Here is a 26,093-nt window from a genome sequence, read left to right as displayed (position 1 = left end):
TACGGTCGGGCGTTTCTTTATGCGCGAAGCTGTATTCATCCGCCGCAACCAAGAGCGGTGGCACTCTTACGAACATACCCCGGCCGCTACCCCCGAAGAGCTGGCCGAGCGTTTTGTAGCCCTCACCGACGACTTGGCGTACGCCCGCACGTTCTACCCGTCGGCACCGGTTACCGAGCACCTCAACCAACTGGCGGCGCGCTTTCATGAACAGTTGTACCGCCGCCGCGCCGCGCGCCGCCAGCCCCTAGGTAGGTTTTGGCGACTCGAGTTTCCGCTGCTGATGGTGCGCTATTGGCGGCCCATGCTGCTGGCCTTTGTGCTGTTTCTGCTGTTTGCGGGCCTAGGTGCGCTATCGGCTGCCGAAGACGACACCTTTGTGCGCCTGATTTTGGGCGACGGCTACGTGAACTCGACGCTCGAGAACATCCGGCGCGGCCGGCCCACCGATGTGTACGGCACCGCCCCCGAGGTATCCATGTTTCTGTACATCGCCTTCAACAACGTGCGCGTGGCCTTGCTCACGTTTGCCCTCGGGGTGGTTGGCGGCCTAGGTACGCTGTTTCTGCTGTTTCGCAACGCCGTGATGGTGGGCAGTTTTCAGTATTTCTTTTTCGCGCAGGGCGTGGGGCTGAAATCGGCCATGGCCATTTGGGTGCACGGCACCATTGAAATCAGCTGCATTATTCTGGCCGCCGGGGCAGGGCTGGTGCTGGGCAACAGCCTGCTCTTTCCGGGCAGCTACCCGCGTGGCGAGGCCTTGCGCCGCGGTGCCCGCGATGGTATGCGCCTGATGGCCGGCTTGGTGCCGCTGATTGTGGTAGCCGCTTTCCTGGAAGGCTTTGTTACCCGCTTGGCGCCGCGCCACCCGCTGGCCGTGAGCTTGCCGACCATTGGCCTCTCGCTGGTGCTGGTAGTAGGCTACTTTGTGGTGTACCCCTGGTGGGTGTACCGCCGCACCACGCGCCTAGGCCTCGCCCTCACCGAAACCGACGAGGAGGCCCCCTGATTCGCTTTTAAGGTAATAAAATGTTAAGGCTTTTGCTGTATACAACACTTTTAATGACAGCTTCTTGCAAGTCTAAGTCTGGTAGCAAAATTTTAAATTCGAATAATGATTTCTGGCTTGTTCATGCTCTAAAAGTATGTAATTACTCTACTGCAAAAAAAACAAAGCAAATTGAATGCAGAAAGGTGGAAATTCGATAATAAGCATTATAGGATTTACAAAAAAAAGAATGGTGTGTATATAGATAGTAACGAAGAAAACTTTGATCATGAACCAGATCAAAGTTGGTCAATGATTGATGACAGCCACATCAGACTTGCTAACACCATATTTCTCATAAGAACAATAACACAAGACTCCTTAGTGCTTTCCACAAATGACTATAAGTGCATAACTTATAAAAATAGCAATAAAATAATTTATAAAAATGAAACGGTCTATGCCCTTGCAAAAAAATATGCTGAGTAATTTCATGGTTTATAGTTATAATTAATAATGTAAATATTATTTTGTCCGTACGTTTGTTGAAGCTTAGTTTTGCTTGATCTATTCGATAATTAATATACTGCTCAATATTATTTAATGTTAATGGGTTGTAATCATGTAAAGTAATATCAAGTGATATCAAAGAATCAATGCGTAAAATACTCCCTGATTATGTCCAAAGTACATATTATGCATTTTTTATACATTGCATCAAATAAACAGAACTTTGTTTATGTTTTTAATAATTCTGAGTAAGGGTCATGACTTTAGCTAAAAATTATAATAGACTATCTGTATTGTTGCGCACACTTCTTATTTATTAACTTCTTGGTGTTTATCGTCCTGCTCCCGCTTATCTCCACCGTCGTTCACCATGCCCACGCTTACCACAGCCAAGCCTACCGCTGGGCCGCCTCCCTTTAGCCACCCCGCCGATTTCTACCAAGTGCGCGACTTCGGACAGAAGTGGGAGGCCACTGCCCAACTCCTGCGTCTGCACTACAAAGAGCTGTTTGGTGTCTTGGTGCGCTACGCGGGCCTGTACATGCTTATCGGAGCGCTGTTTCAGGCGGCTGGCGAGCATTTTGTGGGCACCGATGGCGCCATGCTATTCCCCGTTGGTACGGTGTTTTATGCTATCGGCAGCTTTGTAGGCACGGGCGTGGTATACGGCTTTCTGCGCGCCCGCATGCACGCCCTCGACGAGCCCGGTGCCCGTTACACGCCCGATCAGATTTGGGACTTTGTCAACGGCCTGGGTTCCTATTTCGGCAGCAACCTCATTTTTGGCGCGCTGATGGGCTTGGGCTTTTTGTGCCTGATCATTCCGGGCATTTACATCTGGCCGGCCTTTACGCTGCTGCCCGCCGTGGTAATGCTCGAAGACGGCGAAGAATCGTTGTCGCGCTGCTTTAAGCTGGTCGAACGGTTTTGGTGGACGACGTTCGGCTTGGCGCTCATGGCAGCGTTGCTGCAAGTAGGCACTATTCAGATACCCGAAGCCCTCCTGCAAAGCCTGGGGGCGGCGCTCGAGATAGACCAGTCGGAGTGGTTTTGGGTGCTGCCAGTACGCCTGCTGATTTCGACTTTGCAGTTTTTGCTCCAGCCCATTACGGCCATCCTCATGGCATTTAATTACTTTAGTATAGTAGAGAGCAAGGAAAGCCCGGGCCTCAGCTGGCGGGCTTCGCGCATCGGTCAGGCTCCGGCAGCAACCAGCCAGCCCCACGACCTAGGCGCCGTTACTGAGGGCGAATACCTGCTGTAGCTCGCACCCACCCACTGTATTCTCAATAGCCTTCATTTATAGCCGCATGCAAACTTCTACCGCTACTCCTCGCACCGAATCGGAGCGCACTTTTACCACTCCGCAGGACTACTACCGCCGCCGCGACTTCGGCCAGAAGTTCGAAGCCACCTTTTCCTTTTTGGGCAAGCATGGCGGCAACCTCTACCGCGTGTTGCTAGTGCCCATGGCCGTGGCAATGGTAGCAATTGCGGGGTTGGTCTTTTCGGTTTTTACAAGTGCATCCACGCTCGACGACACCTCCTCGGTGCAACTGATAATGGTGCCGGCTTACGTAGGGCTGGGTATTGTAACCATGTTGGCCATGCTGGCCACTTACGCCATGATGTACGCCTTCGTGAAGCGCCGCATGGAGAGCCCCGATGCTACCGCGCCCTTGACGGTTGCCGAGGTGTGGGCTGAGGCCCGCCCCAACATGCTGCCGCTGGTTGGCTATGGCATTGTGGCAACCATCTGCGTGGTGCTGGGCTATATGCTGCTCATCATTCCGGGCGTTTATTTGTCAATGGCTTTGTATCTGCTGCCTTGCGTAATCGTGTTTGAGCGCGCCGACCTAGGCGAGACGCTAAGCCGCTGCGTAGGCCTGATTCGCGGCAAGTGGTGGTCCACGTTCGGGCTGATGTTCGTGGGTGGCATAGGCGTAGGCATTTTGTCGGCTGCCGTTGGGGGCGTGCTGGGCCTGGTGTTGGGCTTCATGGGCTTCTTTGGCTCCAGCGAGTTTGGTAGCACAGGCTTCGTCTTGCTTCAAGGTGTGCAGATGGCCATTAATCTGGCGCTGTACCCGGTGCTGTTTCTGCTGCTGATGTTCCAGTACTTCAACTTGGTAGAGCGCCGCGACGGCGTTAGCCTGCAATGGCGCGTGCAGGAAATCGGCCAAACGCCATCCGCCAGTACCGGCTCCTCCACCGCTCCCGACGACACGCTGTTCCGCCCCAGCTACGGCGACCCTACGCTTTGATGCTCCCCTCCTCGCGCCGATTTACTTACCCCCTAGGTAGCTTGGCTACTGGCTTGTTGTTGGTGCAACTAGCTGTAGCTGCTCCAGCTCCGGTTCAGCCCCAAGCACCCAGCCCGCCAGCCGTTGCCGCTGTACAGCAAGCACCCGCACCAGCTTCGGTGCGCAACTTCGGTGCCGATGAGCTGCAGCGCCTGCAAGCCGATGACGACCTGCACTACCAGGAGGCGCCGCCGCCTACCAACCCGGTAAGCCGCTGGTGGCAAAACCTCATGCGCCGGCTGTTCGACTCCTTACCCGAGGGCAGCGGTGCCGTTGTGTGGCGGGTGCTGATTTACGGCGTAGCTGCAGTAGCGCTGGTGCTGATTGTGATGCAGCTGCTCAACCTGCGGCTATCCGATTGGCTGCGCGGCCGCGGGCGCAACATTGCCGTGCCTTACGCTACCGAAGCCGACGATGTGCACGAGCAAACCCTGCCGCAGCGCTTGCAACAGGCCGAGGCGCAAGGCCAATGGCGCTTAGCTACGCGCCTGGGTTACTTGCTGGTGCTAAAGGCCCTCACCGACCGTGGGCTTATCAACTGGACGCCCGACAAAACCAACCACCACTACCAAGCCGAGCTGCAAACCAATGCTGCCCGGTTGGTGCCCGCATTTGCCTCACTCACGCGCCAGTTCGAGTACGTGTGGTACGGCGAGCTAGAGCTTGAGGCCGCTCCCTACGAGCAAGTGCGCACCACGCGCCAGGCATTTCTTACCCACCTCCAAAACCGCCGCGCTGCCTAATGCTTCGTTCTATTCGTTGGCCGCTTACGGTGCTGGGGATACTGGTGGGTATTTGGCTGCTGATAGCCTACAACCAGCCCAAAAAACTCGACTGGACGCCCTCGTACCGCAACGACCACAAGCGCCCCCTAGGTACCTACGCCAGCTTTCGGCTGTTGCCTACCCTCGCCAAGGCATCGGTGCGCCCCACGCGCGAGTCGCCCTACGTAGCCCTGCAGGATTCGGTAAAGGCGCCGCCCGCCGTGTATTTTCTGGCGCAGCAATCCTTTCAGCCCAGCCCCGCCGATGCGCAAGCCATTACGCGCTACTTGCAGCGGGGCGGCACCGTATGGCTGGCGGCCGAGCAGTTTCTGCTTTCCGATAAAATCGACAGCCTGTGGCAAATGCCCGCTACGGTGGATGCGCCTTTCGATTTAGACGTAAGCAGCAAGGATACCGTGCGTTTTCGGTTTGTGGCCACGGCGCTGCAAAAGCGCACGGCTGCCCTCCCCAACCGCGTAGTAGGCACCTACTTTGCCCACGACAGCCTGGGCCGGCTGCTGGCCGCATCGGGCAAAAGCAAGGGGCAAACCTCGCCCGGCACTGTGCTGGCCCTCGACAACCAGCAGCACCCCGTGCTGGTGCACACCTCGGTGGGCCGTGGGCACTTGTACGTGTGCTCGGTACCGGCCCTGCTCAGCAACTACGGCGTGCTGTATGGCCGTAACGCCGCATTTGTGGCCGGCGCCCTAAGCTACCTGCCGCAAGGCCCGGTGCTGTGGGACGAGTTTTACACCCAAGGCCGCGAAGGCGACGACTCGCTGCTGCGGGTTGTACACACCAGCCCGGCGCTTGAGTGGGCCTGGAATGGTCTGCTCATCGGCGGATTGCTGTTTGCGCTCCTAGGTGCGCGCCGCCGCCAGCGGCCTGTGCCTACGCTGCGGCCGCTGCCCAACACCAGCCTACAATTTGTGCGCACCGTAGCCAACGTGTACCGCCAAGGGCGTAACCACCAGAGCTTAGCCGGCCTGCGCATTCGCTTGTTCTTCGATTACTTGCGCACCCGCTTTCAGGAGCCCGTACCGCTTACCATCGATACCGACTACCCGCGCCGTCTGAGTTTGCGCACCGGCATTCCGGCCGACGAGGTGACGGCGCTGCTGGCTCGTCTTAACAATTGGCTTGATGCCGAGCACGTTTCCGAAACCGAGCTTCATCAGCTGTATCAACTGCTCACCAACTTTCAGCAACGCGCCGAGCGCTAATTGCTTGGTTTAACCTCCATCAACTACTTACCGCCCGCCTTGCCCTAGGTGCCGTGGCCTCCTTCTACCGCATGGAACCCTCTACCAACCATACCCCGCACACCAACCACACTACCGCCGAGATGCCCTTCGGTACCCGCACCGACCTTAGCCAGCTCTCGGGCACCACCGAGGCCGTGCGCCGCGAGGTAAGCCGCGTACTCGTAGGCCAGCACGACCTGGTAGAACTGCTGCTCGTGGCGTTGCTGGCCGATGGCCACGTGCTGCTCGAAGGCGTGCCCGGCGTTGCCAAAACACTTACGGCCAAGCTACTGGCCCGCACGCTTTCGGTGCCGTTTGGCCGCATTCAGTTCACGCCCGACCTCATGCCCTCCGATGTGCTGGGCACCTCGGTGTACGTGCCGGCGCGCGGCAGTTTCGAGTTTCGGCAAGGCCCTATTTTCTCGAGTGTGGTGCTGATCGACGAGATTAACCGTGCCCCAGCCAAAACTCAATCAGCCTTGTTCGAGGTGATGGAGGAGCGCCACATTACCCACGACGGGCACACGCACCACCTGGGCGAGCCTTTTATGGTGCTAGCCACGCAAAACCCCGTGGAGCAAGAAGGCACGTACCGCCTGCCCGAAGCCCAGCTCGACCGTTTCCTGTTTAAAGTGCTCGTGCCCTACCCCACCGAGGCCGAGGAAATCCTGATTCTGCAAGGACACCACGCCGGCGCCGGTGGCTTGCCGCTCAATGCAGTGCAGGCCGTGGTTACGCCCGAGCAGTTGCACGCGTTGCGCCGCCAAGTGCGCCAGCAGCACGTCGAGCCTAGGTTGTTTGAATATGTAGCCAAGCTGGTGGGCCTCACGCGCACGCACAAGTCGCTGCACCTAGGGGCTTCGCCGCGGGCCTCCATTGCTCTGCTGAACGGCGCCAAAGCCCTTGCCGCCCTGCGCGGCCGCGACTTTGTAACGCCCGAAGACATTCAGCACCTGGCCGCGCCGGTACTACGCCACCGCATTCAGCTTACGCCCGAGCGCGAGCTGGAAGGCCTGGGCCCCGACGACGTGGTGCGCCAACTGCTGCAACAGGTGGAGGTGCCGCGCTAGGCCGCGTGGGCAATGAGCAGTTAGAATGTCATGTCGAGCGCAGTCGAGACATCTTGCGTGCTGATGTCCGATAGCAATTCTGCCTTTCCGCTTTTTTTTCGCACCTAGAGCTTGCCGCAAGCCCTAGGTGCATTACTTCCTGCCGCACGCGCCCTCGTTGCCGATGCCTGCCTCTACATCCTTCTTCCGCAATCTGATTGCCTCGTTGCTGCTGCCTTCGCGCTTTTTTGCCGCGTGGACTGTAGTAGTTACGCTGCTGATTGTGGCGCATTTCTGGCCCGTATTGGTAGCACCGGCACAAATTCTGGCCGTTGCCCTGGCCCTCTTCACGCTCCTCGACCTAGGGTTGCTTTATGCCTTGGGCCGGGGCGAAGGCGTATTTGCGCGGCGGGTAATCGGCCGGCGACTCTCCAACGGCGACGACAACGATGTGCAGGTAGTGGTTGAAAACCGCTACCCTTTCGCCGCGCGCCTCGATGTGGTGGATGATGTGCCGGTGCAGTTTCAGCGCCGCGACTTGCTGTTTCCGCTGCGAATGGCCGGCGGCACCGCCACCACGCTACATTATCAGCTACGCCCCACCCGCCGCGGCGAGTACATTTTTGGGCAAACCAACGTGCTGGCCCGCTCGCCGCTGGGCTTGGTACAACGCCGCTACCGTTTTGGTGAGGCCGATGTGACGACGGCTGTGTACCCTTCGTTTTTGCAGATGCGCCGCTACGAACTGCTGGCCCTCAGCAACCGCCTTACCGAAGTTGGCGTGAAACGCATTCGCCGCGTGGGCCAGAGCATGGAGTTCGACCACATTCGCCCCTACGCCCTCGGCGACGATCCGCGCACCATTAACTGGAAAGCCACGGCCCGCCGCCCCAGCCAGGCCGGCGACCAACTACTCGTAAACCACCACGAAGACGAGCGCGCCCAACAGGTGTACTGCGTTATCGACAAAGGCCGCGTGATGCGCATGCCCTTCGAGCAGCTGGCCTTGCTCGACTACGCCATCAACGCCTCCTTGGTGCTCAGCAACATTGCCCTCATTAAGCACGACCGCGCCGGCCTCATCACCTTCGCCCACGAGCCCGGCGACGTAGTACCCGCCGACCGCCGCCGCGGCCAGCTGCCGCGCCTGCTGGAGGTGCTGTATCGGCAACAAACGCGTTTTCTGGAATCCGACTTCGAGCGGCTGGCCGCCTTGGTGCAGCGGCAGGTAAAGCAACGTAGCCTGCTGGTGCTGTTTACCAACTTCGAGAGCCTGCACGGCCTGCAGCGCCAATTGCCTTACCTGCGCCGCCTGGCTAGCCAGCACCTGCTGCTAGTAGTGTTCTTCGAAAACACCGAGCTGCGCGGCGTGCTCGAAACACCGGCTACCAGCACCGAGGAGCTGTACAACCAAACCGTGGCCGAAAAATTTGTGCAGGACAAGCGCCGCATGGTGCTGGAGCTGCAGCGCTACGGCATTCAGGCTTTGCTCACGGCACCGCAAAACCTCACGGCCAACACCATCAACCGGTACCTCGAGTTTAAGTCGAGGGGCATGATATAAGCAGCGGCCAAAGCTAAACGGCAAAGAAATTGCGCCTGCTTGGGCGCTTCGCCGTAAACTCGCCCTATGCTTCGTTCGCTTCTGCTTCTGCTCCTCCTACCGCTTGCCGCTTTTGCTCAGCCCGCCGATACCCGCCAACTCCTGCCCGTGCCTGCCCAGGTTAGCTGGGGCAAGGCCTCGTTGGCACCTAGGGCGCTGCTAAAGCCGCAGCTCGACGGACCGGAAGACGCTCAGTTGCGTGCCGCGGTTGGCCGTACGCTCGACCGCCTGCACCGCAACGGCACGGCCGCAGCCAATGCCCTGCCCCTGCAAATCCGGTACGGCAAGCTTGGGCGCATGGAGCTGTTCGATGAGGAGCGCTACAGCCTGCGCGTAACACCCAACGGCGTTACCATTGATGCACCCACCTCCCTAGGTGTGCTGCGGGCCCTGGCCACCTTGGAGCAACTGCCGCAAGGCGACGCCAAGCGCAGCTACCTGCCCGAGGTGGAGATACAAGATCAACCGCGCTTTCCGTGGCGCGGACTGCTGATTGACCCGGCACGGCACTTCATGCCCGTGTCGGTTATCAAGCGCAACCTCGATGCCATGGCCGCCGTGAAGCTGAACGTGCTACACTGGCACCTCAGCGACGACCAAGGCTTTCGGGTAGAAAGCAAAGTGCTGCCGAAGCTGCACCAAGTAGGCGGCGCCAACGGCTACTACACCCAAGAGCAGGTGCGCGAGGTGCTCCAGTACGCGCAAGCCAGAGGCATTCGGGTAATTCCGGAGTTCGATGTGCCGGGCCACGCCACAGCCTGGCTGGCCGCTTACCCCGAGCTGGCCTCCAACGACTCGACCTACGGCGTATCGCCGCGCTGGGGCGTGCTCAACATCGCCATGGACCCCACGAAGGAATCGACCTACGAGCTGCTCGATAAGCTGTTTGCCGAGATGACGGCCTTGTTCCCCGATCCGTACTTCCACATCGGCGGCGACGAAAACGACGGCCGGCAGTGGCGCCGCAACCCACGCATTGCGCAGTATATGCGCGAGCGAGGCATGGTGAAGCGCGACGGCGCTGTGGACAAGCACGCCCTCCAAACCGCCTTCAACCGCCGCGTGCTGACGATGCTGACGAAATACGAGAAGCGGATGGTGGGTTGGGATGAAATCCTAGGGCCCGGGCTGCCGGCCGACGCGGTAATCCAGAGCTGGCGCGGCAAAAAAGGCCTGTACGAAGCCGCTAAGGCCGGCCACCAGGCTATTCTCTCGAACGGCTACTACATCGATCTGTACCTCACGGCGGCCTCGCACTACGCCCCCGACCCCATACCTGCTGATGCGCCGCTGACCGACGAAGAGAAAAAGCGCATCCTGGGTGGCGAGGCTACCATGTGGTCGGAGTTTGCCGATTCGGTTATCTACGATTCGCGGGTGTGGCCGCGCACGGCGGCGGTGGCCGAACGGTTGTGGTCGCCGGCAACGGTTACCAACGTGCCCGATATGTACCGCCGCCTAGGTGCCGTTTCGGTGCAGCTCGAAGGCCTGGGCCTGCAGCACCGCCGCGCGCCCGAGCAGCTACTGGCCATGATGGCCGCTGGCTACGATGTGGCGCCGCTGCGCACCCTAGCGAATGCACTAGAGCCCGTCAAGGAGTACAAACGCCACTTTCAAGGCTTCAAATACACCACCCAAACGCCGCTCAACCGCTTGGTTGATGCCGCGCCGGCCGAATCGGAAGCGGTGCGGCAGTTTGGGGCTACGCTCGATAGCCTACTCGCCTACCCGCGCGCCCTTATCACGCAGTTGCCGCACACCCCCGAAACGCGCCGGCAGCTGGCTCGGCTGCGCACGCAGCTAAAGCAGTGGCAGCAAAACGACGCCAAGGTGCAGCCGCTGTTGCAAACCAATGCCAGCCTGCGCGAGTACGCACCGCTTTCAACGCAGCTTACGGTAGTGTCTACCCTTATGCTGCAGCGCCTCGAGCAGCTCGAGAAAGGCAAGCCGGCGTCGGCTGAGTGGCTGGCCGCTGCTCAGAAGCAGCTGGAGCAAGCCAAAAAGCCAGCCGGCCAAACGGAGCTGCCCTTGGCTGAGGTGGTTCGCAAGGCTATTACGCGCTAAGCTGCCTGAACAACAATAGCGCGCTACAGCATACTACCCAGGGCAACGCAAAACGGCGAGTTGCGGTAAAGGCCAGTAGTTCCTTCCCTCTCTTCATGCCCTGCTCCCCTCGTCATATTCTTTTTGCACTGATTGCGTGCTGCGGTTTGCTTGCCTGCCAACGAGGTCAGCAGGAAGCCGAACGCAACCCCACTTCAACCGCTGAGTCGGTAACGCCGGCTGCTGTGGAGGCCTTGGCCCGCGAGTTCGGCCCTATGCTACGCGGCGTGTGGGTAAAGGAAACCTACATGGCCGAAATAGCTCGTACCCGCTCGCCGTTGCAAGCGGCTGCGGCATTACGGGGCATAGCAGCCCTGCGCATCGACCCGGCAGCGCGCACGGGCGACAGCCTTCGCGTCGCGCTCAACCTCAACAACCACGAAGCTGGCAACCTTACGCTATATTTCCGGCCAACGGCTAACGCTATTGGCCTGCTCACCAACCACCGCGACGCCGAGAAACCCGACGATGCCTTCGAGCTGGCCTACGAAAAGCGCTTAGCCGACACTACCCTGTTGCTAAACCGCTACAGCAAAAGCGGCCGGCAATTAGCGTCGGAGCGTTACATCAGGCTGCAGCGCAACGCCACTGCCGCTGGCACCGAGGCAAGCGCGGTGCAACGCTTCGTGCACAAGCAGCTACTAGCCGGCGCCTACGCGGCTACCGACTCGGCGGGGCGCCGTAGCCAAGTGCGACTAGGTGCCGATGGCAGCGTACGTGGCCTAGGGCGCTACCGCAGCTACCAGGCCGCTACCGATTTTGCCGAAACCTACGCCAACAACCTTGATTACGTGCTGCTCGATGGCAGCACGCCGCGCCGTCGCCGCTTGGCCTACACCAGCACACCCGACACGGTACGGCTGTACGCCCTGCGCTTGCAAGGGCCAGAGTTGCAGCGCGGCCGCTTGCTCTACACGCTGGTTCGGCCGCGTCCCACGGTAGCTGCCGGCCAAAAAGCGCCGCTGCCCTAGGGCTGTTGCCGCCGCAGAGTGCGTAATTGCATGCCATTTTTCGGGCTTAGCCCCCGAGGCATCACTTACCACCTAGTTTACCGCGCGGCCATGCAGCAACGCATTCTCCAGGACCTCCAGGAGCTCAACTTCACCGCCATCGACTTTGAGACGGCGTACGAGAAGCGCGACAGCGCTTGCTCCATTGGCATCGTGCAGGTGCGCGGCGGCAACATCGTAGCGCGCGAGCAACACCTTATCCGGCCGCCCGAGCTGCGCGTATCGGGCATTAACTACAGCATTCACCGCATTTCGGCGGAGCAGCTGCGCCCGGCCGCTACGTTGCTGCAGCTGTGGCCCGCCATCGAGCATTATGTGCAGGGCCAATTGGTGGTAGCGCACAATGCCTCTTTCGACGTAAGCGTGCTGCAGCACAGCCTGGCTACGCACCAGCTGCCCATGCCCGAGTTTTTTAGCATGTGCTCGATTAAGCTGTGCAAGGATGCTTTTCCGCACATCGGGCGCAGCAAACTAAGCGAGCTATCAGCCCATTTTGGCATCGAGCTAAACCACCACGACAGCCTCTCCGACGCCCTGGCCTGCGCCGAGCTGACGTTGCGCGCTTTACGCACCGGTCACCCGTTCGATTTCTGCTTTAAGCAGCGCGACATCACCAAGAAAGTAGGTAAGCAGCCCACCGCTCGAGCTTGGCGCCCTAGGTCCTATGGCTGGCATTAGCCCCTGCAACGTGCCGACCTAGGAAGCAGCGGGAAGGTATAGGGCAAAGTAACTACAGGCTATTACTTGCTTGCTGTCCAAAGCCGCTATATTTCCGGCACTTGCATTCGTGTTGGTTTATCCGCATAGCTGCAGCGGCAGTATACTTAGGGTTATTGTTATGAAATATTGGTATGCCACGGGCCTGCTCGGCGTCTTGGCTATAAGTGGCATAAGCGGCTGCGGTATGATTCTTCAAGAGGGGCAGACAAGCGCGGAGGGCGTGGTTGTCGATTCGGTTACCGGCCAGGCTGTAGGCCCGGCGCAGGTGCGCCTCTACACGCGCGCCAAACGCGGCACCTCCGCCGTGCTCACGGCCGCAGACCGCTGGCGCGACACGGACGCGCACGGGCGCTTTGCCTTTTCGTTCGAGGCGAAGTCGGAGTACGAGTACGTCGTGCGGGCCACTTCCCCGCGCGGGGAGAGCAACTACCTCACCCCGCCGCAGCTCAAGGGCGGGCGCAAGAACAAAGGCTTGCGCGTGCCCGTGGACGCGCCCGCTTGGGTGCGCATCCACCTGCGCGACGAACCGCCCCGCACCGACGCGGTGAATATTGTAGTCGGGGGCTTTCAGCAATCGTTTATCATCCGCCCTCCAAAGGACACGGTCATCTTCCGCTTTGTACCGCCGGGCGACAATGTCGTGGGGTGGCAGCTCAACGGCGGCCGCACCACCCCCGCCGAGGAACACCGCATCCGCTACACCGTGGCCGGCATGGACACGGCCCGCGTGCAGATACGCTACTAGGTAAATTTTCAGCCGCCGACTTAAAACAGCACCGAGGCCTGCATACGCCCGGTGTGAATGCTGCGCAAGCCGTCGGGTTTGCGGCCATCGTAGCTGATGGTGATGTTGAGGCCGTTGCTGAGGCGCTGCTCCAGGTTTATCGTCCAGGTTACGTTGTTGCCGGGGCGCAGGGCCTGCAGTATTTCGAGGCCCACCACAGAGGCTTCGGAAGCTTGGTCGCCGCTGTAGGCCACGCGTACGTAGCGGCTGGCAGCCGTAACGGTACGCTTGTTCACCTGGCTGATGCGCGTTTCAACCCCCAACTCATCGAAAGCACCGCGGGCGCCGGTTTCGGGGCCAAACACGTTTTCCTTGGTGGTGTGCTGGTAGGTGCCCGTAAAGCGCCACGTGCCCGAGGGTTGGTAGCTCAGCTCAGGCGCCACCTCGTACTGCCGGATGCGGAAGTTGCGCGTGAGCAGGTAGGTGCTGCTGTTTTCGCGGATGCTGCGCGTAGCCGTAAGGCGCGAGGTAAACGACTGCGCCAAGGTGCGGCGCAGCAGCATGCTTTGGCTGGCCAAGTTGCGCGTATCGGTGCCGGTAGTGAGCAGTGTTTTCTGCTGATTCTGCAGCACGGTTAGCTCGGCGCCGAACACCGGATTGGAGCGATTGAAGTACAATGTGTTGCGCAAGACCTTGTTGAGCGACAACAGTTGCTCGTCGTTGGTTTGATAGGCAAACGGGTTCAGGCGCGCCGACAAAGACTTATCGGTGGTGCGCCGATCGAGGTTGACGCTGCTAACGTTGCTGAACCGCGCCACCATGGCCCGCCAGCCGCTGCCCTCGCGCCACTCCCTAGGTGCGCCCAGCAGCAGGCGATAACCGAAGCGGTTGGTGAAGGCCGTAACATAGGTATCGGTAAACAAAAACACCTTGATGTGCGTGCGGAACACGGCATCGGGCGTGGCGGCCTCCAGAAATTCTTCCTTGTCCTGGCGGCCGTTGTTGTTCAGGTCGCCGGCGTAGTAGTGCGTGCCCAGCCCCTGCTGCCCGCTCGGTACGGGAATGAACACGTAGTCGCGCTTCGGCTCGCGGCCCGTGGCTACGTTGTACGTCAGCTCGGAGCGCACCTGCCCCTGCAGCAACGACGCGTTCCAGGCCAGCTGACCTAGGGCCGTACGTTGGCGGGCACTGTCGCGGGCCAGCAAGTCGCGGTACGTGGCCAGCAGGCTTAAATCTTGGTTGCGGCCGATGCGCGTGGTAAGCTGGCCCTGCCAGGTTTGGGCGGTGCCTCGCAGTTGCAGGGCGGTTTGCTCGGCGTTGGGCGCCCGGTCGCGGCGGTAGGTGTAATCGAGGCGGTATTTGGTGCGGGCGCTGTCCTGGCTTTGCACAAACACGGCGTGCTCGTCGAAGTAGTTGGCCGACGATAGCGAATCGCCCGAGGGCAGCGCCACGCGGTTTTTATCGAAGCGGTAGGCGTAGCCGGGAACCACCGGGCCGCGGGTGTAGCGCACGGCCCCTTCGCCGCGCGTCCAGGTAGAGCGCCGCCGCCCCGATTCGGCACCTAGGAGAAACAACGAGCCGCGCAGCTCCACGTCGCCCACGCGCTGGGCGCCATCCAACCAGTGCTGCACGCCGCTTACCTCGCCGGCGCGGTAGCGCCGGCTCACGCGGTAGCCAAAGTGGTTGTTGAGGTCCTTGGCGGCGCCTACCGAGAAGTTGAAGATGTTGTCTTCGCGTGAGAGGCGCCCGCCAATGGCGTTGCTCTGCTGCGTAGCGCCGGTGCTCCAGTTGCGGTCGAACTCAATGTCGCGATACCGGTCGATGGGCGAAAAGCGCCGGCTGGTGTACTCGTAATCCATGGAGGAGCGCAGCCGGTAGTTGCGCAGCCCCGGCACGGCCAAGGGTTTATCCTGCACCGCATACCCCACGCGCATGGAGTGGCCTTTGTCGGATTGCGGCGAAAAGCGGTTCAGGTCCAGGTCCGACGAGGCCACATCCACGAACACCGAAGTGGTGGAGTCAACCCGGAAGTTGGCGCCGGCCGAAATCAGCTGCTTTTCGAGCGGCGTCGGCAGCAGGCGCTCGGGCCGGTAGCGCCCCCGCGATACCCCGCCGATGGGCGGCACATACTCGTACACGCGGCCGTTGGCGTTGGTTTTTCCGGGGTCGGTGCTCAGCACGTAATCGGCGTTGCCCTCACCTACATCAGTAAAGCGCACGTTGTACACGCTGCGCGTCGAGTCGGTTAGTAGCTCAAACACCCAGCGCTGCTCGCCGGTGGCCGGGTCGCGGTAGCGCACGCGGTTGTACTGCACTTGGCGGCGGTCGTAGCTCACGGAGTCGGCGCCCGGTGTGGCGGCAATGCTCACGTTTTCGGGCAAGCGGCGCAAAAAGTCGCGGTCGTCGTCGTCGAGCGTGAGGTTGGGCGAGTTGTCGGGGTTGTCGGCCTCGCGGTAGTAGTTGGCGTGCAGCTGCAGGCGCCCAGCCTCTTGGTAGTGGCTGAGGTGGTAGAGCGAGCGGGCGTAGTTGAAATCGGAGTACTCGTAATCGACACGAATGCGCGAGTTGCGCGTGATGAGGTGCCGCGGCGAAAACGTGAGTTCGGCCGTGTTGTAGTCAATAACATAGTCGTTATCGAAGCCGCGCACCAGCAGGCGGCCGTCGAGGTACACGCGCTCGGAGTTGGCCAGAATGATGATGAACTGCTCGCCGTTGGGCCCACGCAAGCGGTACGGACCCTGCACGTTCTCGATGGGGTCGACGGTAGTGCTGGCAAATTTACCCTTGGCCACGCCCGCCGCCACGTTGGTGGAGCTACGCCAACCGGGCCGCTGCCGAAACTGCGCCTCGGCCGCCGCACCCTGCACGTTTTTGTAGAAGCGCAGGAAGTAATCGGGCTTGTTGCGCAGCACCACGTCGCCGGCCGTAAGCGCCCAATTCGGGTGCGTAAGGGTGATGAAGATGCGGTCGAACTCCTGCAGCTGCTGCGTGTTGCCCTCGGGCTGAAACGGCACGTTCTGGTCGCTGATGGCCGCTGTAAGCCCTATTTTCTCAGTGAGTTTGCCTTCGAGCTGCAGGTTAAGCGCCGAGTTGACGAACACATTCTGGGCATTGCCAAACGAAACGCCGCGCGTGAGGTTACCCGTTTTGCTAATGCCCGGCGTGACTAAAATCTGCTCCTGCTGACCTAGGCCCGCGTAGCCCATAAATGGGCGGTTGTTAAAGCTGATGGTGTCCATCTGCTCCCTGGGCCGACGGGCGACCGGCGCACCTAGGCGCAGGGGCAGCACGCGGTAGCACACCAGCACCGAGTCGGGCCGATTGGTGGGCAGGCGCAAATCGGGCTCGTTGGGCTCGGGCGAAACAATGCGGCTGCTCGGCCACAAGATGCGGTATCGGTCGGTAGTGCGGTCGTACGCCACTGCCCGTCCCTGCACTGAAATCGATACCGACGATGGCACCACGGTCAGCGAGTCCATCAGTGCAAACTCGGTGGTGTCGCGCCCGGCGGGCACACGCACCCACACGCACCTGCGCGACGACATCACCTCCGGCCGCTGTTGCGCGTGAGCCCATGCGCTAGTTACCAGCAATGCCAGCAGCAAAAAGCAGCGTAAGTAGCAGCGTATCAGTGGCAACATAGAAAGCTCGCGGCGGAGCAGCGGCAACCCAAAGGCGAAATAACGTACGGCACGCTAACGTCGCATACAGCCGGAAAAATCCTTCGAGCGCCGAGCTTCACCGAATACTACAAGCTAGGTGCCTGCGGCAACTCGATGAAGAAGGTAGTACCTACGTCTTCCGTCGTCTCGAACCAGATTTTTCCGCCGGCACTCTCGATACCGCGCCGGGCCACGGCCAACCCAATGCCCGAGCCCTTTTCCTTCGTAGTAAAGTTAGGCTTGAACACATTTTCGCGCACATCTGCGGCAATGCCGCTCCCGTTGTCCTGAATGCTGATGCGCACCAGCCCCGCCGTGGGCAGTTGCACACGCGCCACCACCTCGGGCTTACGCGCTTCCGGCACCGACTGCAGGGCATTCAGCAGCAAATTATTGAAAGTGCGCACAATCAGGCTTTCATCGGCATACACCACCACATCCTCGCTGCCGGGCTCCACCTCCATGCGCACGTGCTGGTGCAAGGCCACGCAGCGGCGCAACACCGAGGCAATACCTAGGCGCTCGGGGCGCATGGCGGGCAGGTTGGTGAAATTGGAGAACGACGTTGCAATGTCCGTTAGCACATCAATCTGGGTAATGAGCGTCTGCGAAATGCGGCCCATCATCTCCTCAATGTTGTCGCGCTTTTCGGCCAAGGCCCGCTGCAAAAACTGCAGGCTCAGCTTCATGGGCGTAAGCGGGTTCTTGATTTCGTGGGCTACTTGCCGGGCCATTTCCCGCCACGCGGCTTCTTTCTCCTGCATGGCAAGCTCCTGCTTGCTGTCTTCGAGCTTATGGAGCATGGTGTTGTACTCGCGCACCAGCAAGCCAATCTCGTCGTTCGATTCGTAGGCCAGCGGCTCGTTCTGGCCCGTGAGCGTGGTGTGGCGCAGCTTTTCGGTAATTAGCTTGAGCGGCTGCGTGAGCACGCGCGTGGCCACAAACGTGAGGAACAAGAACAAAATGAACATCACGGTGAAGATGTTCAGGATGGTAGTCGTCAGCTCCGTTAGTTTGGTGTTCAGCTCCTTTTCCGAGTCGAAGAACGGAATGCCAACGTAGCCCAGCACCGCTCCCCCACCGACCGTAGCGGTTTGGGCACGCAGCGGCAAGTACAGCGTGTTGAACGACAACGAACCGGCGCGCTCATTGACTAAAATCCGCGGCTGCCCTCGCTCGGCCAATGCAGCCACCGCTTCGGGGTTCATCAGCTCACTTACCAATCCAGCCTCAAAAATTAGCGGTTGGCTACTTACCAGCAGCTGCCCTTTGGCATCGTACAGGTTCAGGTCGGACTCCGTCAGCGTCGATACGTTTTCGGCCAGCTCGGTCAGGCGCTCGTGGCCTTCGGGCTCGGTTAGCAGGTCGCGGTTTTTGAGCAGGGTGGCTTGGGCCAATTGGCCGCGGCGCTCGTACGTACGGCGCAAATCGCGCTTGTAAGCGTCAGTAAACAAGCTAGCCGTGGCCAAACTCACCACTAGTAGTGTTGCCAGAATACCGATGTTCAGGAACAGCTGAATTTTGGCACTAAACGTAGCGCGCAGCAACTGCGGGTTACGCCCGCGCACCAGCAGCACCACAACTCCGGCCAACACCCCACCGATGGTGTGCAGCAAAAACCAGAAGGAGAAGTTGGCCAGCCATTCGATTACTGCATACGTGGGAGTTGACACCACCACGGTGCGGTTCTGCGGTCCTTTCACACCTAGGTGGTGTCCGCCATTCAGCACCACTCCCGAGGTATACAGCCGCTCATCGTGCAGCACGGGCACGGGGAGGTTGTTTATGTAATCGAAGTCCCCCTCGCTGTACACCAGCCGATCGTACTCGTAGCCGGCATAGCTAAGTTCGTTACCTAGGCCCGGCTGAAAGTATTTCTGGTCGACAAGCAGCTCGGGCACCACGCTGTTAGCCGTAAGCTTTTTCAGAGTAAGCTGCAGCATTACGGTTGCCACGTTACCGTCCACCGTGGGCACGGGCACAAATGCTACGTAACGCCGCGTATCGAAGGAGCCGGCAGGGTTGAGCAGGTAAAGGTTAGGCAGGTCCGTCGGAATGGCTTGCCGCAGCAAGAACGGGCGCAACGCTGGCAGCCTAGGGGTGCTGGCCGGCTCATCCATCGGAATGCCGTTTGCATCGAAGAGCGTCACCTGCACCTCGTATTTATCGAAGTAACCACGCAGGTAGTATTTGGAAATCCGCTGCCGTACCAATTCCTGATCGGCAAAGGGGCTGGCCAAGCGCGTCCGCACGATGGGGTCGGCGGCGATATCGCGGGCACGCTCCACTAGCATAAACTCGCCTTGCAGATCGTTATCAACCAACAAGTTGCCCGCTAACCGCTGCTTATTTAGAATCAGCTGATCCTTGAAGTGCTGATATAAGGCCAATGAACCCAAGCTAGCACTGAGCCCTAGCATCAAAAATACAAATACATACACCCGGTACGGTAGCACCCCCGCCAGCAACCGCAACGACGAAATGCGCAGCAGCAAAAAGAAAAGCAGGGTAAGGCCAAGCAGCACCAACCACGACTCGCCTAGGGCAAAGCCTACAGGCAGAACAAGCAGGGCTGGCACACCCAGTAGCAGCAAGTGTACCGGCTTCGGCTGCGGACGCACTACAGCCATGTATAGCTGTGTGAGCAGCCAAAAGCCCAGGCAATAGCTGGCTGTGTGCAGCACAATGGCTGCACACAGCAGCAGCTTAAACTTAGAAAACTGAATGCTTTGCGTTACATCGAGCACCAATTGCGAGTTGGTAGCCGTACTCAGGTAAAACTGATACAGGAGTACTAGCAGGCCATAAAACGCCACAAAGATGACAACTGCTGTAGCCATGCGCTTAGGGTCGCCCTCTACCCTGCGCATGTATCGCAGCATGCCATACCGACGAAACAGCAAGAGCGTATACCATGCTACCACCAATAGCAACGCCGCGTTGATCAGTAAATCGCCCAGCGACGGCGACACCCACGAGGCCGCGTACACTTTAGGGTCGAATAGCGGCAGCTCAATAAAGGAAAACGGCAAGTTGAAGTGCAGCAGCAATGCCCGTAGCACTACCAAAGGCCCTACTACAGCAATTGCTCCAAGCCATGCCTTGCGCTTTTGGAACAGCTCATGCCCCAGCAGCAGCGACGCGGCAACGAACAAGCATATTCCCAGCACCAGCAGCCCCAGCGGCAGGTACTTGCCCGTAACCGGATTGGGTTGCCGGCTTTGTACCGAAAATAGGTAATGCCCTTCGTGCGAGTATAGCTTCGGAAGTTGATCGTTCTGCTCGGCGTTGGGTAGCAACTGCACATCCGAGCCCTTGAACAACGCCAGCTCAAGGCCCTCGCGCAAGTAGCGGTTGCTAATACCGTATTGCCGCTGCAGCGGAATATAGGTCAGGATTGTAAAGCTACCGGCAGGCCGCCGTATGGCCAGATACGTACCGAAGCGCATTTGCACCAGCTTATCGCGGAACGACTGCGATACATTTTGTACTTCGGGCCGAATGGTATGATCGGACCAGTAGAGCAGTTGATTTCCGCGAAATACAAATGTGGGGTAAGTAGCACCCTGCAACGTGACAAAGCTGCCTTGCCCACGTAGTAACTGCACCGCTAAGCTTTCGGCTTCGCGCTCGGCCCGCTCTTCGGCTGCCGAAAGCAATTGCTGCAGCCGTGCCATATCGGCCTGCACCAGCACGCCAGGCGCTGTAAAGTAGTTGCTTAAGAATGCTCCTGTAAAACAGAGCAAAGCCGCCAGTAGCAGTACCAGCGGTGAAAAGCGCTTCGTCACTAAAGAAACTCTAGGTATAACCTCGGCAAGATTAGAAACTTACCTAGGTATTTGGCAGCCCCTCAAGCAAAAATGCCGCCAGTAGGCGGCATTTGCATGCAAGATCAATAGGATACTGCTGCACAGTGGCGGGTAGTACGTGTGGCGAGCAAGCTTGGGTACTGCTTAGCTCTGAACTGGAATGCTTACCTAGGCTCTTACTCCAACAGCAACTAAATGGCTTGCCGGCGCTTCCGGCGCACGTTACGGTACCAGAAAAAGCCTACTATGCCACCCATGACGTACGGTGCCGCCATCATGTACAGAATCCCCTTGTTTAGGCCCGAAATGTCGTACCCATCCTTTTCGGTACGGGCCGCTTCTACATTGTTTTTACACAACGTGCATTGGGCATAGCTTGCCTGCGGTGCGAGGCCGATCAGCATCACAAACAGGATAGGCAATACGGCAACCAACATCTTTTTCATACCTCAATCAACAGCTACAGGGAAGTGAAGTTACGCGTACTCTAATGCGCGTAATACGGCGCAATCATGAAGTATACGATTACGCCCGTAATCGATACATACAGCCAAATCGGGTATGTCCAGCGCGCGATTTTGCGGTGCTTAGCAAATTGGTTGGTTACCGCAAAAAACAACGTAAACAGTACCATACCCACCGTCACAGCTGCTAGCAGAATGTGGGTGAGTAGCAGGAAGTAGTAGATGTAACGAATCAGGCCTTCGCCACCAAAGCGCGTGGTTACGGCTTGCGAGTGATACACTACATACGAAACCAAAAAGATGGAGCCCAGCACAAATGCAGCACCCATCATCGCGCGGTGCTTGGCTACATCCTTGTTGCGAATGAAATAGTAGCCCAACACCAAGCACACAGCCGTAAGCGAGTTTATCCCGGCATTAACGGCAGGCAAAAAGCTGACATCAGCCCCTTCGATGCGGAAGAGCTGCGGGAAATAATATAGCACTGCCACAGCTATCGGGATGATAGCGCCCAGTGCAATCATTACCACTTTGTACCCGCGCGGCGTTACGGGTCCGGTTATTACGCCGGTGTTAGTCGTGGTCATAGGTGTAAAGCAAAATGCGGATTTCAGTCATTAATCGATCCACATCCTTTGGATCGAGCCCATCATACACCCCGCGGATGTGCTTATCGCGGTCGACAAGCACCAGCCGCTGGCTGTGTACTAAACCAGGAGACGAGCTTATTGGTGCCGGTCCAGCTTCGGCAATTTTGTAGTCCTGCAGGGCCAACCGGTTAATGTTGTCCTTCGCTCCGGTCAGAAAATACCACTTACCAGCAATGGCTCCATACTGCTCGGCGTAATTAGCCAGTACAGCCACCGAATCGTGCTGCGGATCAACACTAAAAGATGCCAGCTTTACGCGCGGCTCCTTTCTGAATTTCTCCTGTACCCGCTGCAATTGGCTATTTAACCTAGGGCAAACTTGTGGGCAGGTGGTAAAAAAGAAGCTGGCCACATACACACTGCCTTCGAGGTTTCGCTGGGTAGTAGGTTGCCCCGATTGATTAACGAGGCGAAAATTTCCAATCCTGTGAAAAACCGTATCGCGCTGCCACTTTCCCTCTACTTGTGTCGAGTCGACACGAAGCGGGTAAAAAGTGCGCAGCGCGAAATGGTTGGTGCCGAAGCTGTACAGAAACAGAAAAGCCAGTACCGGCAAAAGCAGAAGTAGGCCCAGCACTAAAATCTTCTGGGGCCTCATGCTTTACTTGTAAGCGTTGAAGATGGCTTCGCCAACGAAGCTACCTTCAGAAACCAGAGCTACTAGTAGCCAAATAAGCAGGGCCATGGGAATCATGATCGACCAGATCAGACCCTTCGTTTCGTGGCGCAAGTGCATAAACTCGGCAACGATGAAGAAGGCTTTGAAGATCGTCAGGATGATGAAGATCGAGTTGCGCAAGGTGCTTGCGTCCATCACGAAAGCAAGCAGGAATTCGAAGGCAGTGATGCCCACAATCCACGCCAGTGCGCGCAGAATCGGCTTTACGTTAGGCTTGCCGTGTACCGCGTGACCTTCGGCGTTGTAATCGTGTTCGGGAGCGTGGTGAGCCATGATTATGACAGGATTAAAACAGCCAAATGGCTAAATGGTTGATGTTCGACGAACATGCAGCCCATTTAGCCATTCAACTATTAAGCAATTAGATCAGGTAGAAGAAGGTGAAAACGAATACCCACACCAGGTCTACAAAGTGCCAGTACAGGCCAATCTTCTCAACCATTTCGTAGTGCCCACGCTTGTGGAAGGTACCGTTGGTAGTCGCGATGAAAGCGTACACCAGCAAGCACACACCAGAGAATACGTGTGTACCGTGGAAACCCGTGATGAAGAAGAAAAGGTCAGCAAATAGCACCGGGCCGTATTGGTTCATGGTAAGGTTTGCCCCGAAGAAGCGCGAACCATCAGCCATCAGCGTGCCCTCGTCGGTGCCGCTGATGAAGTGAGCCCATTCCCAAGCTTGGCAACCCAGGAACATACCACCAAACAGGATTGTCCACAGCAGCCATTTCTGCACGTCGTCCTTATCCATCCGGTGGCCAGCCTCTACAGCCAGTACCATCGTTACCGATGACACGATGAGAATCATGGTCATCAAAGCCACGAAGGCCAGCGGGATATCATACCCGTGCAAGCCTGGGAAGGCGTTAAATACTTTTTCCGGGATGGGCCAGTAAGCAGTGCTGAACTTGAAAGCCTCGGGCGTACCGGTGTAAGCAAGGTGGCGATGACGCACCATGCCGTAGGTGGTCAGGAATGCCGCGAACGTGAATGCATCCGACAGCAGAAAGAACCACATCATCAGCTTGCCGTAGCTAGCCTTGAAAGGTTCGTTACCGCCGTCCCAGGTGCCGCTCCGCGGCGCTTCGTAAGCGGCGTTCTGCGTTGCCGTAGTGGAAATGGCCATAGTGTGCAAGAAAAACGAAATCAGTGGTTCAAAAGTAGAAACAAATACAGGTACAACCAAAGCCCACCCAGGAAGTGCCAGTAGATGGCTCCGTTGGTCATAGCCATCATTTGCCGGGAGTGAACCTGAAAGCGCAGGCTCTTAAGCAGTACTACCAGTAGGAACACCAAACCTGTGATAAGGTGAAATCCGTGTACACCCGTAAGCACATATACGAAGGAACCCGCCGGATTGCTGTCGGCACCACCGAAGAAAATCTTGCTTTGAACCAGCTCTTCCCACACTTGCCATTGACCAATCAGGAAAAGCACACCTAGGGCAAAGGTTGCCAGCATAGCCCATTGCACCCGACGCAACTCATCGCGGCGGGCCGAGAACCAAGCCAACTGCATGGCCGCGCTGCTTAGCACGATTACGGCCGAGTTGAACAGCAAACCAGAAGGTAGGTCGAATTCGAGCCAACCGCCTTCGCCCCGACGCACAATGTAAGCGCTTGTGAAGGCCGCGAACATCATGGTGATGCTGATGATCATTAGCCACAGCAAGAAGCGCAACGGGTGAATACCTAGGGCTACTTGCTTGTTATTTAACGACTCGGAAGGATGCATATCCGAAATGTTAGAGTTTGTCGATTACTAAGGCTATCTGTACAATTGGCAGATACAGAAAGGAGCCAAACATGATGCGCATGGCGGCCTTTTTAGAGCCTGTGCGCATGAGGTAAAACGTCTGCATCAAGAATAAAACTCCGCATAGCACAGCAATTACCGCCGAAGTTTTACCCGTCATACCAAACTGCATGGGTAGCAGGCTAAGCGGTATGAGCAGCAGCGTATAAGTCATGATTTGAAAGGCCGTACGTAAATCGCGTCCACCGGCTGTAGGCAGCATACGAAAACCAGCTTTGCTGTAGTCCTCATCGAGTACCCAGGCAATGGCCCAGAAGTGAGGAAATTGCCACATGAACTGGATACCAAATAGAATCCAAGCTTCCACGGTGAGCATGCCCGTAGCAGCTACCCAGCCAATCATAGGCGGCAAGCCGCCCGGTATTGCCCCTACCGCCACACAGATAGGCGAAATTCGCTTCAGCGGAGTGTAGATGAAGCCGTAGAGAATGAGTGAGAGCAGAGATATAGCTGCTGTTAGTGGATTGAAATACCACCCCAGCAGCAACAAGCCTGCAACGCCAGTAAGTACAACAAACGTCCAAGCCTCGGTAACCGACAAAACGCCTTGTGGCATCGGCCGCTTGGCTGTTCGCTTCATCAGGCGGTCCAGATCCTTTTCGTAGATCTGGTTAATGGTGTTTGCTGAACCGGTTACTAGCAAGCCGCCAAGCATTACGAGCAACGCTTCAGCCCAGTGGACACGCCACGCAAACTCATGCTGGCCAAGCATGAAGCCGATGGCAGCGGAAAACGCTACCGTGAGCGAAAGCCGGAATTTCAGAAGTTGGAAGTAGGCCCTGACCTTTGTCATCAGCAGCAAAAACAATCAAGCCGGGCATTCGGCTCCAAATGGGGCCGCAAAGTTACGCAACAACTGCCGGATGCTCGACGGGTTGCGATAACTGCGTCAGCTTTCGGTATTGCACAAACGCCAGAAATTGCACTCCGAACAAGAGCGTTCCTAGGGTAAGATGAATAGGCTGAGCTGCGGCAGGCATTGCAAAGTAGGCGAGCGTTATGCCAGCCACTATTTCGAGTAGCAGTACCGCGAGTGTAGCATAGGCCAGTTTGTTAAGCATTGACACACCCGTTTGAAACAGCTTTATGGCCGCATACACGTTGCCAATAAGCAACACCGCAGAGAAGGTTCGGTGGAACCTGAACACCCCGCCGAGTTGCGCAATCCATTGGTCGCGGTGTAGATAATTTAGCCCAAACGCTACCATGTCAATATCTTCTCTGACCTGCGTACCTAATACGATTTGCAAGAAAGTAAGAGCTGTCAGGCCAAAGAGTAATGCTGATAATCCACTAGGTAATTGCTGAAGAAATGGCATCTGAGGTGTGCTACCAGCACGCACAATAGCCCAAATTAATAAGGCTACTAAAACTAGAGCCAAGCTCATGTGGATAGTCACCATCACCGGTAGCAGATTAGTAGATACCACCAACGACCCGAGCCAGCCCTGTACGCCTACTGTAATGAAACTAAGAAACGATGCCCAGAAGATTAATGGGTCACTACGCCGATATGGCCACGCTACAACTACTGTCAGCAGAATCAGGAAACCAATAATTACACCTGTTAAGCGGTTGAGATACTCAATCCATGTTTTGACAGGGTTAAAATCAGTTTCGATATATTGATTGGGATGAGCGAAAATGTTAGCTGCCACCTCAGTAAAGCCCAAACTTTTAAGTGTGTTTGCCACACGCTCGTTTTTAGCTACCCTTTGGGCAGTGTAAACCTCCTTGTAATTAGGAGGTAATTCATTGATGTGTGTCGGCGGAACCCACTGACCAAAGCATTTTGGCCAATCAGGGCACCCCATACCGGAGCCAGTGCTCCGCACAATGCCTCCTACCAAAATCAGTATGTAAACTGCCACTAATGTAAGCGTAGCAGTAAGCGTGAATCTGCGTTCAAAAGTTGGTGTGTTCATCTAAATAGTAAAACCAGATGAGGCCGCGAAGTTCCTACCCAAAAGGTTGAAAAAGAAAAGGGAAGCCAGATTAT

At 57.7% G+C, this 26,093-nt stretch carries 21 protein-coding genes; 11 read left to right on the top strand and 10 right to left on the bottom strand.

Features of this window, described 5'->3' with window-relative positions:
- Positions 1-19 precede the first annotated feature (19 nt).
- From ASU33_RS19890 to ASU33_RS19840, 11 genes are all read left to right on the top strand, one after another.
- Entirely contained in the window at positions 20-1,009 is a 990-nt protein-coding gene (locus ASU33_RS19890; RefSeq protein ID WP_059072538.1) for a stage II sporulation protein M, read from the top strand.
- Positions 1,010-1,868: 859 nt separating this feature from the next.
- Positions 1,869-2,762: a hypothetical protein gene (locus tag ASU33_RS19885; protein ID WP_059072537.1), complete on the top strand. Its 894-nt coding sequence runs from the start codon at positions 1,869-1,871 to the stop codon at positions 2,760-2,762.
- 46 nt (positions 2,763-2,808) lie between these two features.
- A complete protein-coding gene (locus tag ASU33_RS19880) occupies positions 2,809-3,759 on the top strand; it encodes a hypothetical protein (protein WP_059072536.1) in 951 nt (316 codons plus the stop codon).
- Positions 3,759-4,541, top strand: coding sequence for a DUF4129 domain-containing protein (locus tag ASU33_RS19875; protein WP_160328245.1), 783 nt, complete (start codon positions 3,759-3,761; stop codon positions 4,539-4,541). Before ASU33_RS19880 ends, ASU33_RS19875 begins: the two co-directional genes overlap by 1 nt.
- Positions 4,541-5,785 carry a DUF4350 domain-containing protein gene (locus ASU33_RS19870; protein ID WP_059072534.1) on the top strand — a complete coding sequence of 415 codons (1,245 nt, stop codon included), beginning with the start codon at positions 4,541-4,543 and terminating at the stop codon, positions 5,783-5,785. Before ASU33_RS19875 ends, ASU33_RS19870 begins: the two co-directional genes overlap by 1 nt.
- Before the next feature lie 71 nt (positions 5,786-5,856).
- Positions 5,857-6,876: an AAA family ATPase gene (locus tag ASU33_RS19865; RefSeq protein ID WP_434060539.1), complete on the top strand. Its 1,020-nt coding sequence runs from the start codon at positions 5,857-5,859 to the stop codon at positions 6,874-6,876.
- A 163-nt stretch (positions 6,877-7,039) separates the two neighbouring features.
- Positions 7,040-8,419, top strand: coding sequence for a DUF58 domain-containing protein (locus tag ASU33_RS19860; protein WP_059072533.1), 1,380 nt, complete (start codon positions 7,040-7,042; stop codon positions 8,417-8,419).
- A 66-nt stretch (positions 8,420-8,485) separates the two neighbouring features.
- Entirely contained in the window at positions 8,486-10,522 is a 2,037-nt protein-coding gene (locus ASU33_RS19855; RefSeq protein WP_059072532.1) for a beta-N-acetylhexosaminidase, read from the top strand.
- Between the two features lie 95 nt (positions 10,523-10,617).
- Positions 10,618-11,532 carry a hypothetical protein gene (locus ASU33_RS19850; RefSeq protein ID WP_149867322.1) on the top strand — a complete coding sequence of 305 codons (915 nt, stop codon included), beginning with the start codon at positions 10,618-10,620 and terminating at the stop codon, positions 11,530-11,532.
- A 90-nt stretch (positions 11,533-11,622) separates the two neighbouring features.
- The gene (locus ASU33_RS19845) at positions 11,623-12,249 is read left to right on the top strand and encodes a 3'-5' exonuclease (RefSeq protein WP_059072530.1); all 627 of its coding nucleotides are present in this window, start codon (positions 11,623-11,625) and stop codon (positions 12,247-12,249) included.
- A gap of 226 nt (positions 12,250-12,475) precedes the next feature.
- A complete protein-coding gene (locus tag ASU33_RS19840) occupies positions 12,476-13,036 on the top strand; it encodes a hypothetical protein (protein ID WP_149867321.1) in 561 nt (186 codons plus the stop codon).
- 20 nt (positions 13,037-13,056) lie between these two features.
- On the opposite strand, the gene ASU33_RS19835 is transcribed toward ASU33_RS19840, so the two are convergent.
- The 10 genes from ASU33_RS19835 to ASU33_RS19790 all read right to left on the bottom strand — a co-directional run bounded on the left by ASU33_RS19835 (position 13,057) and on the right by ASU33_RS19790 (position 26,019).
- A complete protein-coding gene (locus tag ASU33_RS19835) occupies positions 13,057-16,656 on the bottom strand; it encodes a DUF8818 domain-containing protein (RefSeq protein ID WP_059072528.1) in 3,600 nt (1,199 codons plus the stop codon).
- Between the two features lie 107 nt (positions 16,657-16,763).
- Entirely contained in the window at positions 16,764-20,423 is a 3,660-nt protein-coding gene (locus tag ASU33_RS19830; protein WP_149867320.1) for a sensor histidine kinase, read from the bottom strand.
- 254 nt (positions 20,424-20,677) lie between these two features.
- On the bottom strand, positions 20,678-20,932 hold the full coding sequence (locus tag ASU33_RS19825) for a hypothetical protein (RefSeq protein ID WP_059072526.1): 255 nt from the start codon (positions 20,930-20,932) through the stop codon (positions 20,678-20,680).
- 41 nt (positions 20,933-20,973) lie between these two features.
- Complete coding sequence (locus tag ASU33_RS19820; RefSeq protein WP_059072525.1) at positions 20,974-21,537, bottom strand: DUF420 domain-containing protein; 564 nt, start codon at positions 21,535-21,537, stop codon at positions 20,974-20,976.
- Complete coding sequence (locus tag ASU33_RS19815) at positions 21,524-22,156, bottom strand: SCO family protein (RefSeq protein WP_160328244.1); 633 nt, start codon at positions 22,154-22,156, stop codon at positions 21,524-21,526. Before ASU33_RS19815 ends, ASU33_RS19820 begins: the two co-directional genes overlap by 14 nt.
- Positions 22,157-22,201: 45 nt before the next feature.
- Positions 22,202-22,552: a cytochrome C oxidase subunit IV family protein gene (locus ASU33_RS19810; protein WP_059072523.1), complete on the bottom strand. Its 351-nt coding sequence runs from the start codon at positions 22,550-22,552 to the stop codon at positions 22,202-22,204.
- Between the two features lie 88 nt (positions 22,553-22,640).
- Positions 22,641-23,405 (bottom strand): cytochrome c oxidase subunit 3, encoded by a 765-nt coding sequence (locus ASU33_RS19805; protein ID WP_059072522.1) that lies wholly within the window; start codon positions 23,403-23,405, stop codon positions 22,641-22,643.
- A 20-nt stretch (positions 23,406-23,425) separates the two neighbouring features.
- Positions 23,426-24,013 carry a cytochrome c oxidase subunit 3 gene (locus ASU33_RS19800; protein ID WP_059072521.1) on the bottom strand — a complete coding sequence of 196 codons (588 nt, stop codon included), beginning with the start codon at positions 24,011-24,013 and terminating at the stop codon, positions 23,426-23,428.
- A 10-nt stretch (positions 24,014-24,023) separates the two neighbouring features.
- Positions 24,024-24,887 carry a heme o synthase gene (cyoE, locus tag ASU33_RS19795; protein ID WP_059072520.1) on the bottom strand — a complete coding sequence of 288 codons (864 nt, stop codon included), beginning with the start codon at positions 24,885-24,887 and terminating at the stop codon, positions 24,024-24,026.
- A 52-nt stretch (positions 24,888-24,939) separates the two neighbouring features.
- Positions 24,940-26,019, bottom strand: coding sequence for a COX15/CtaA family protein (locus ASU33_RS19790; RefSeq protein ID WP_059072519.1), 1,080 nt, complete (start codon positions 26,017-26,019; stop codon positions 24,940-24,942).
- Between the last annotated feature and the right edge of the window lie 74 nt (positions 26,020-26,093).

Source organism: Solirubrum puertoriconensis (genome assembly GCF_001483135.1).
Taxonomy (GTDB): Bacteria; Bacteroidota; Bacteroidia; order Cytophagales; family Hymenobacteraceae; genus Solirubrum; species Solirubrum puertoriconensis.
The sequence above is the reverse complement of the archived record's forward strand: the minus strand, read 5'-3'. Positions and strand labels throughout refer to the sequence as shown.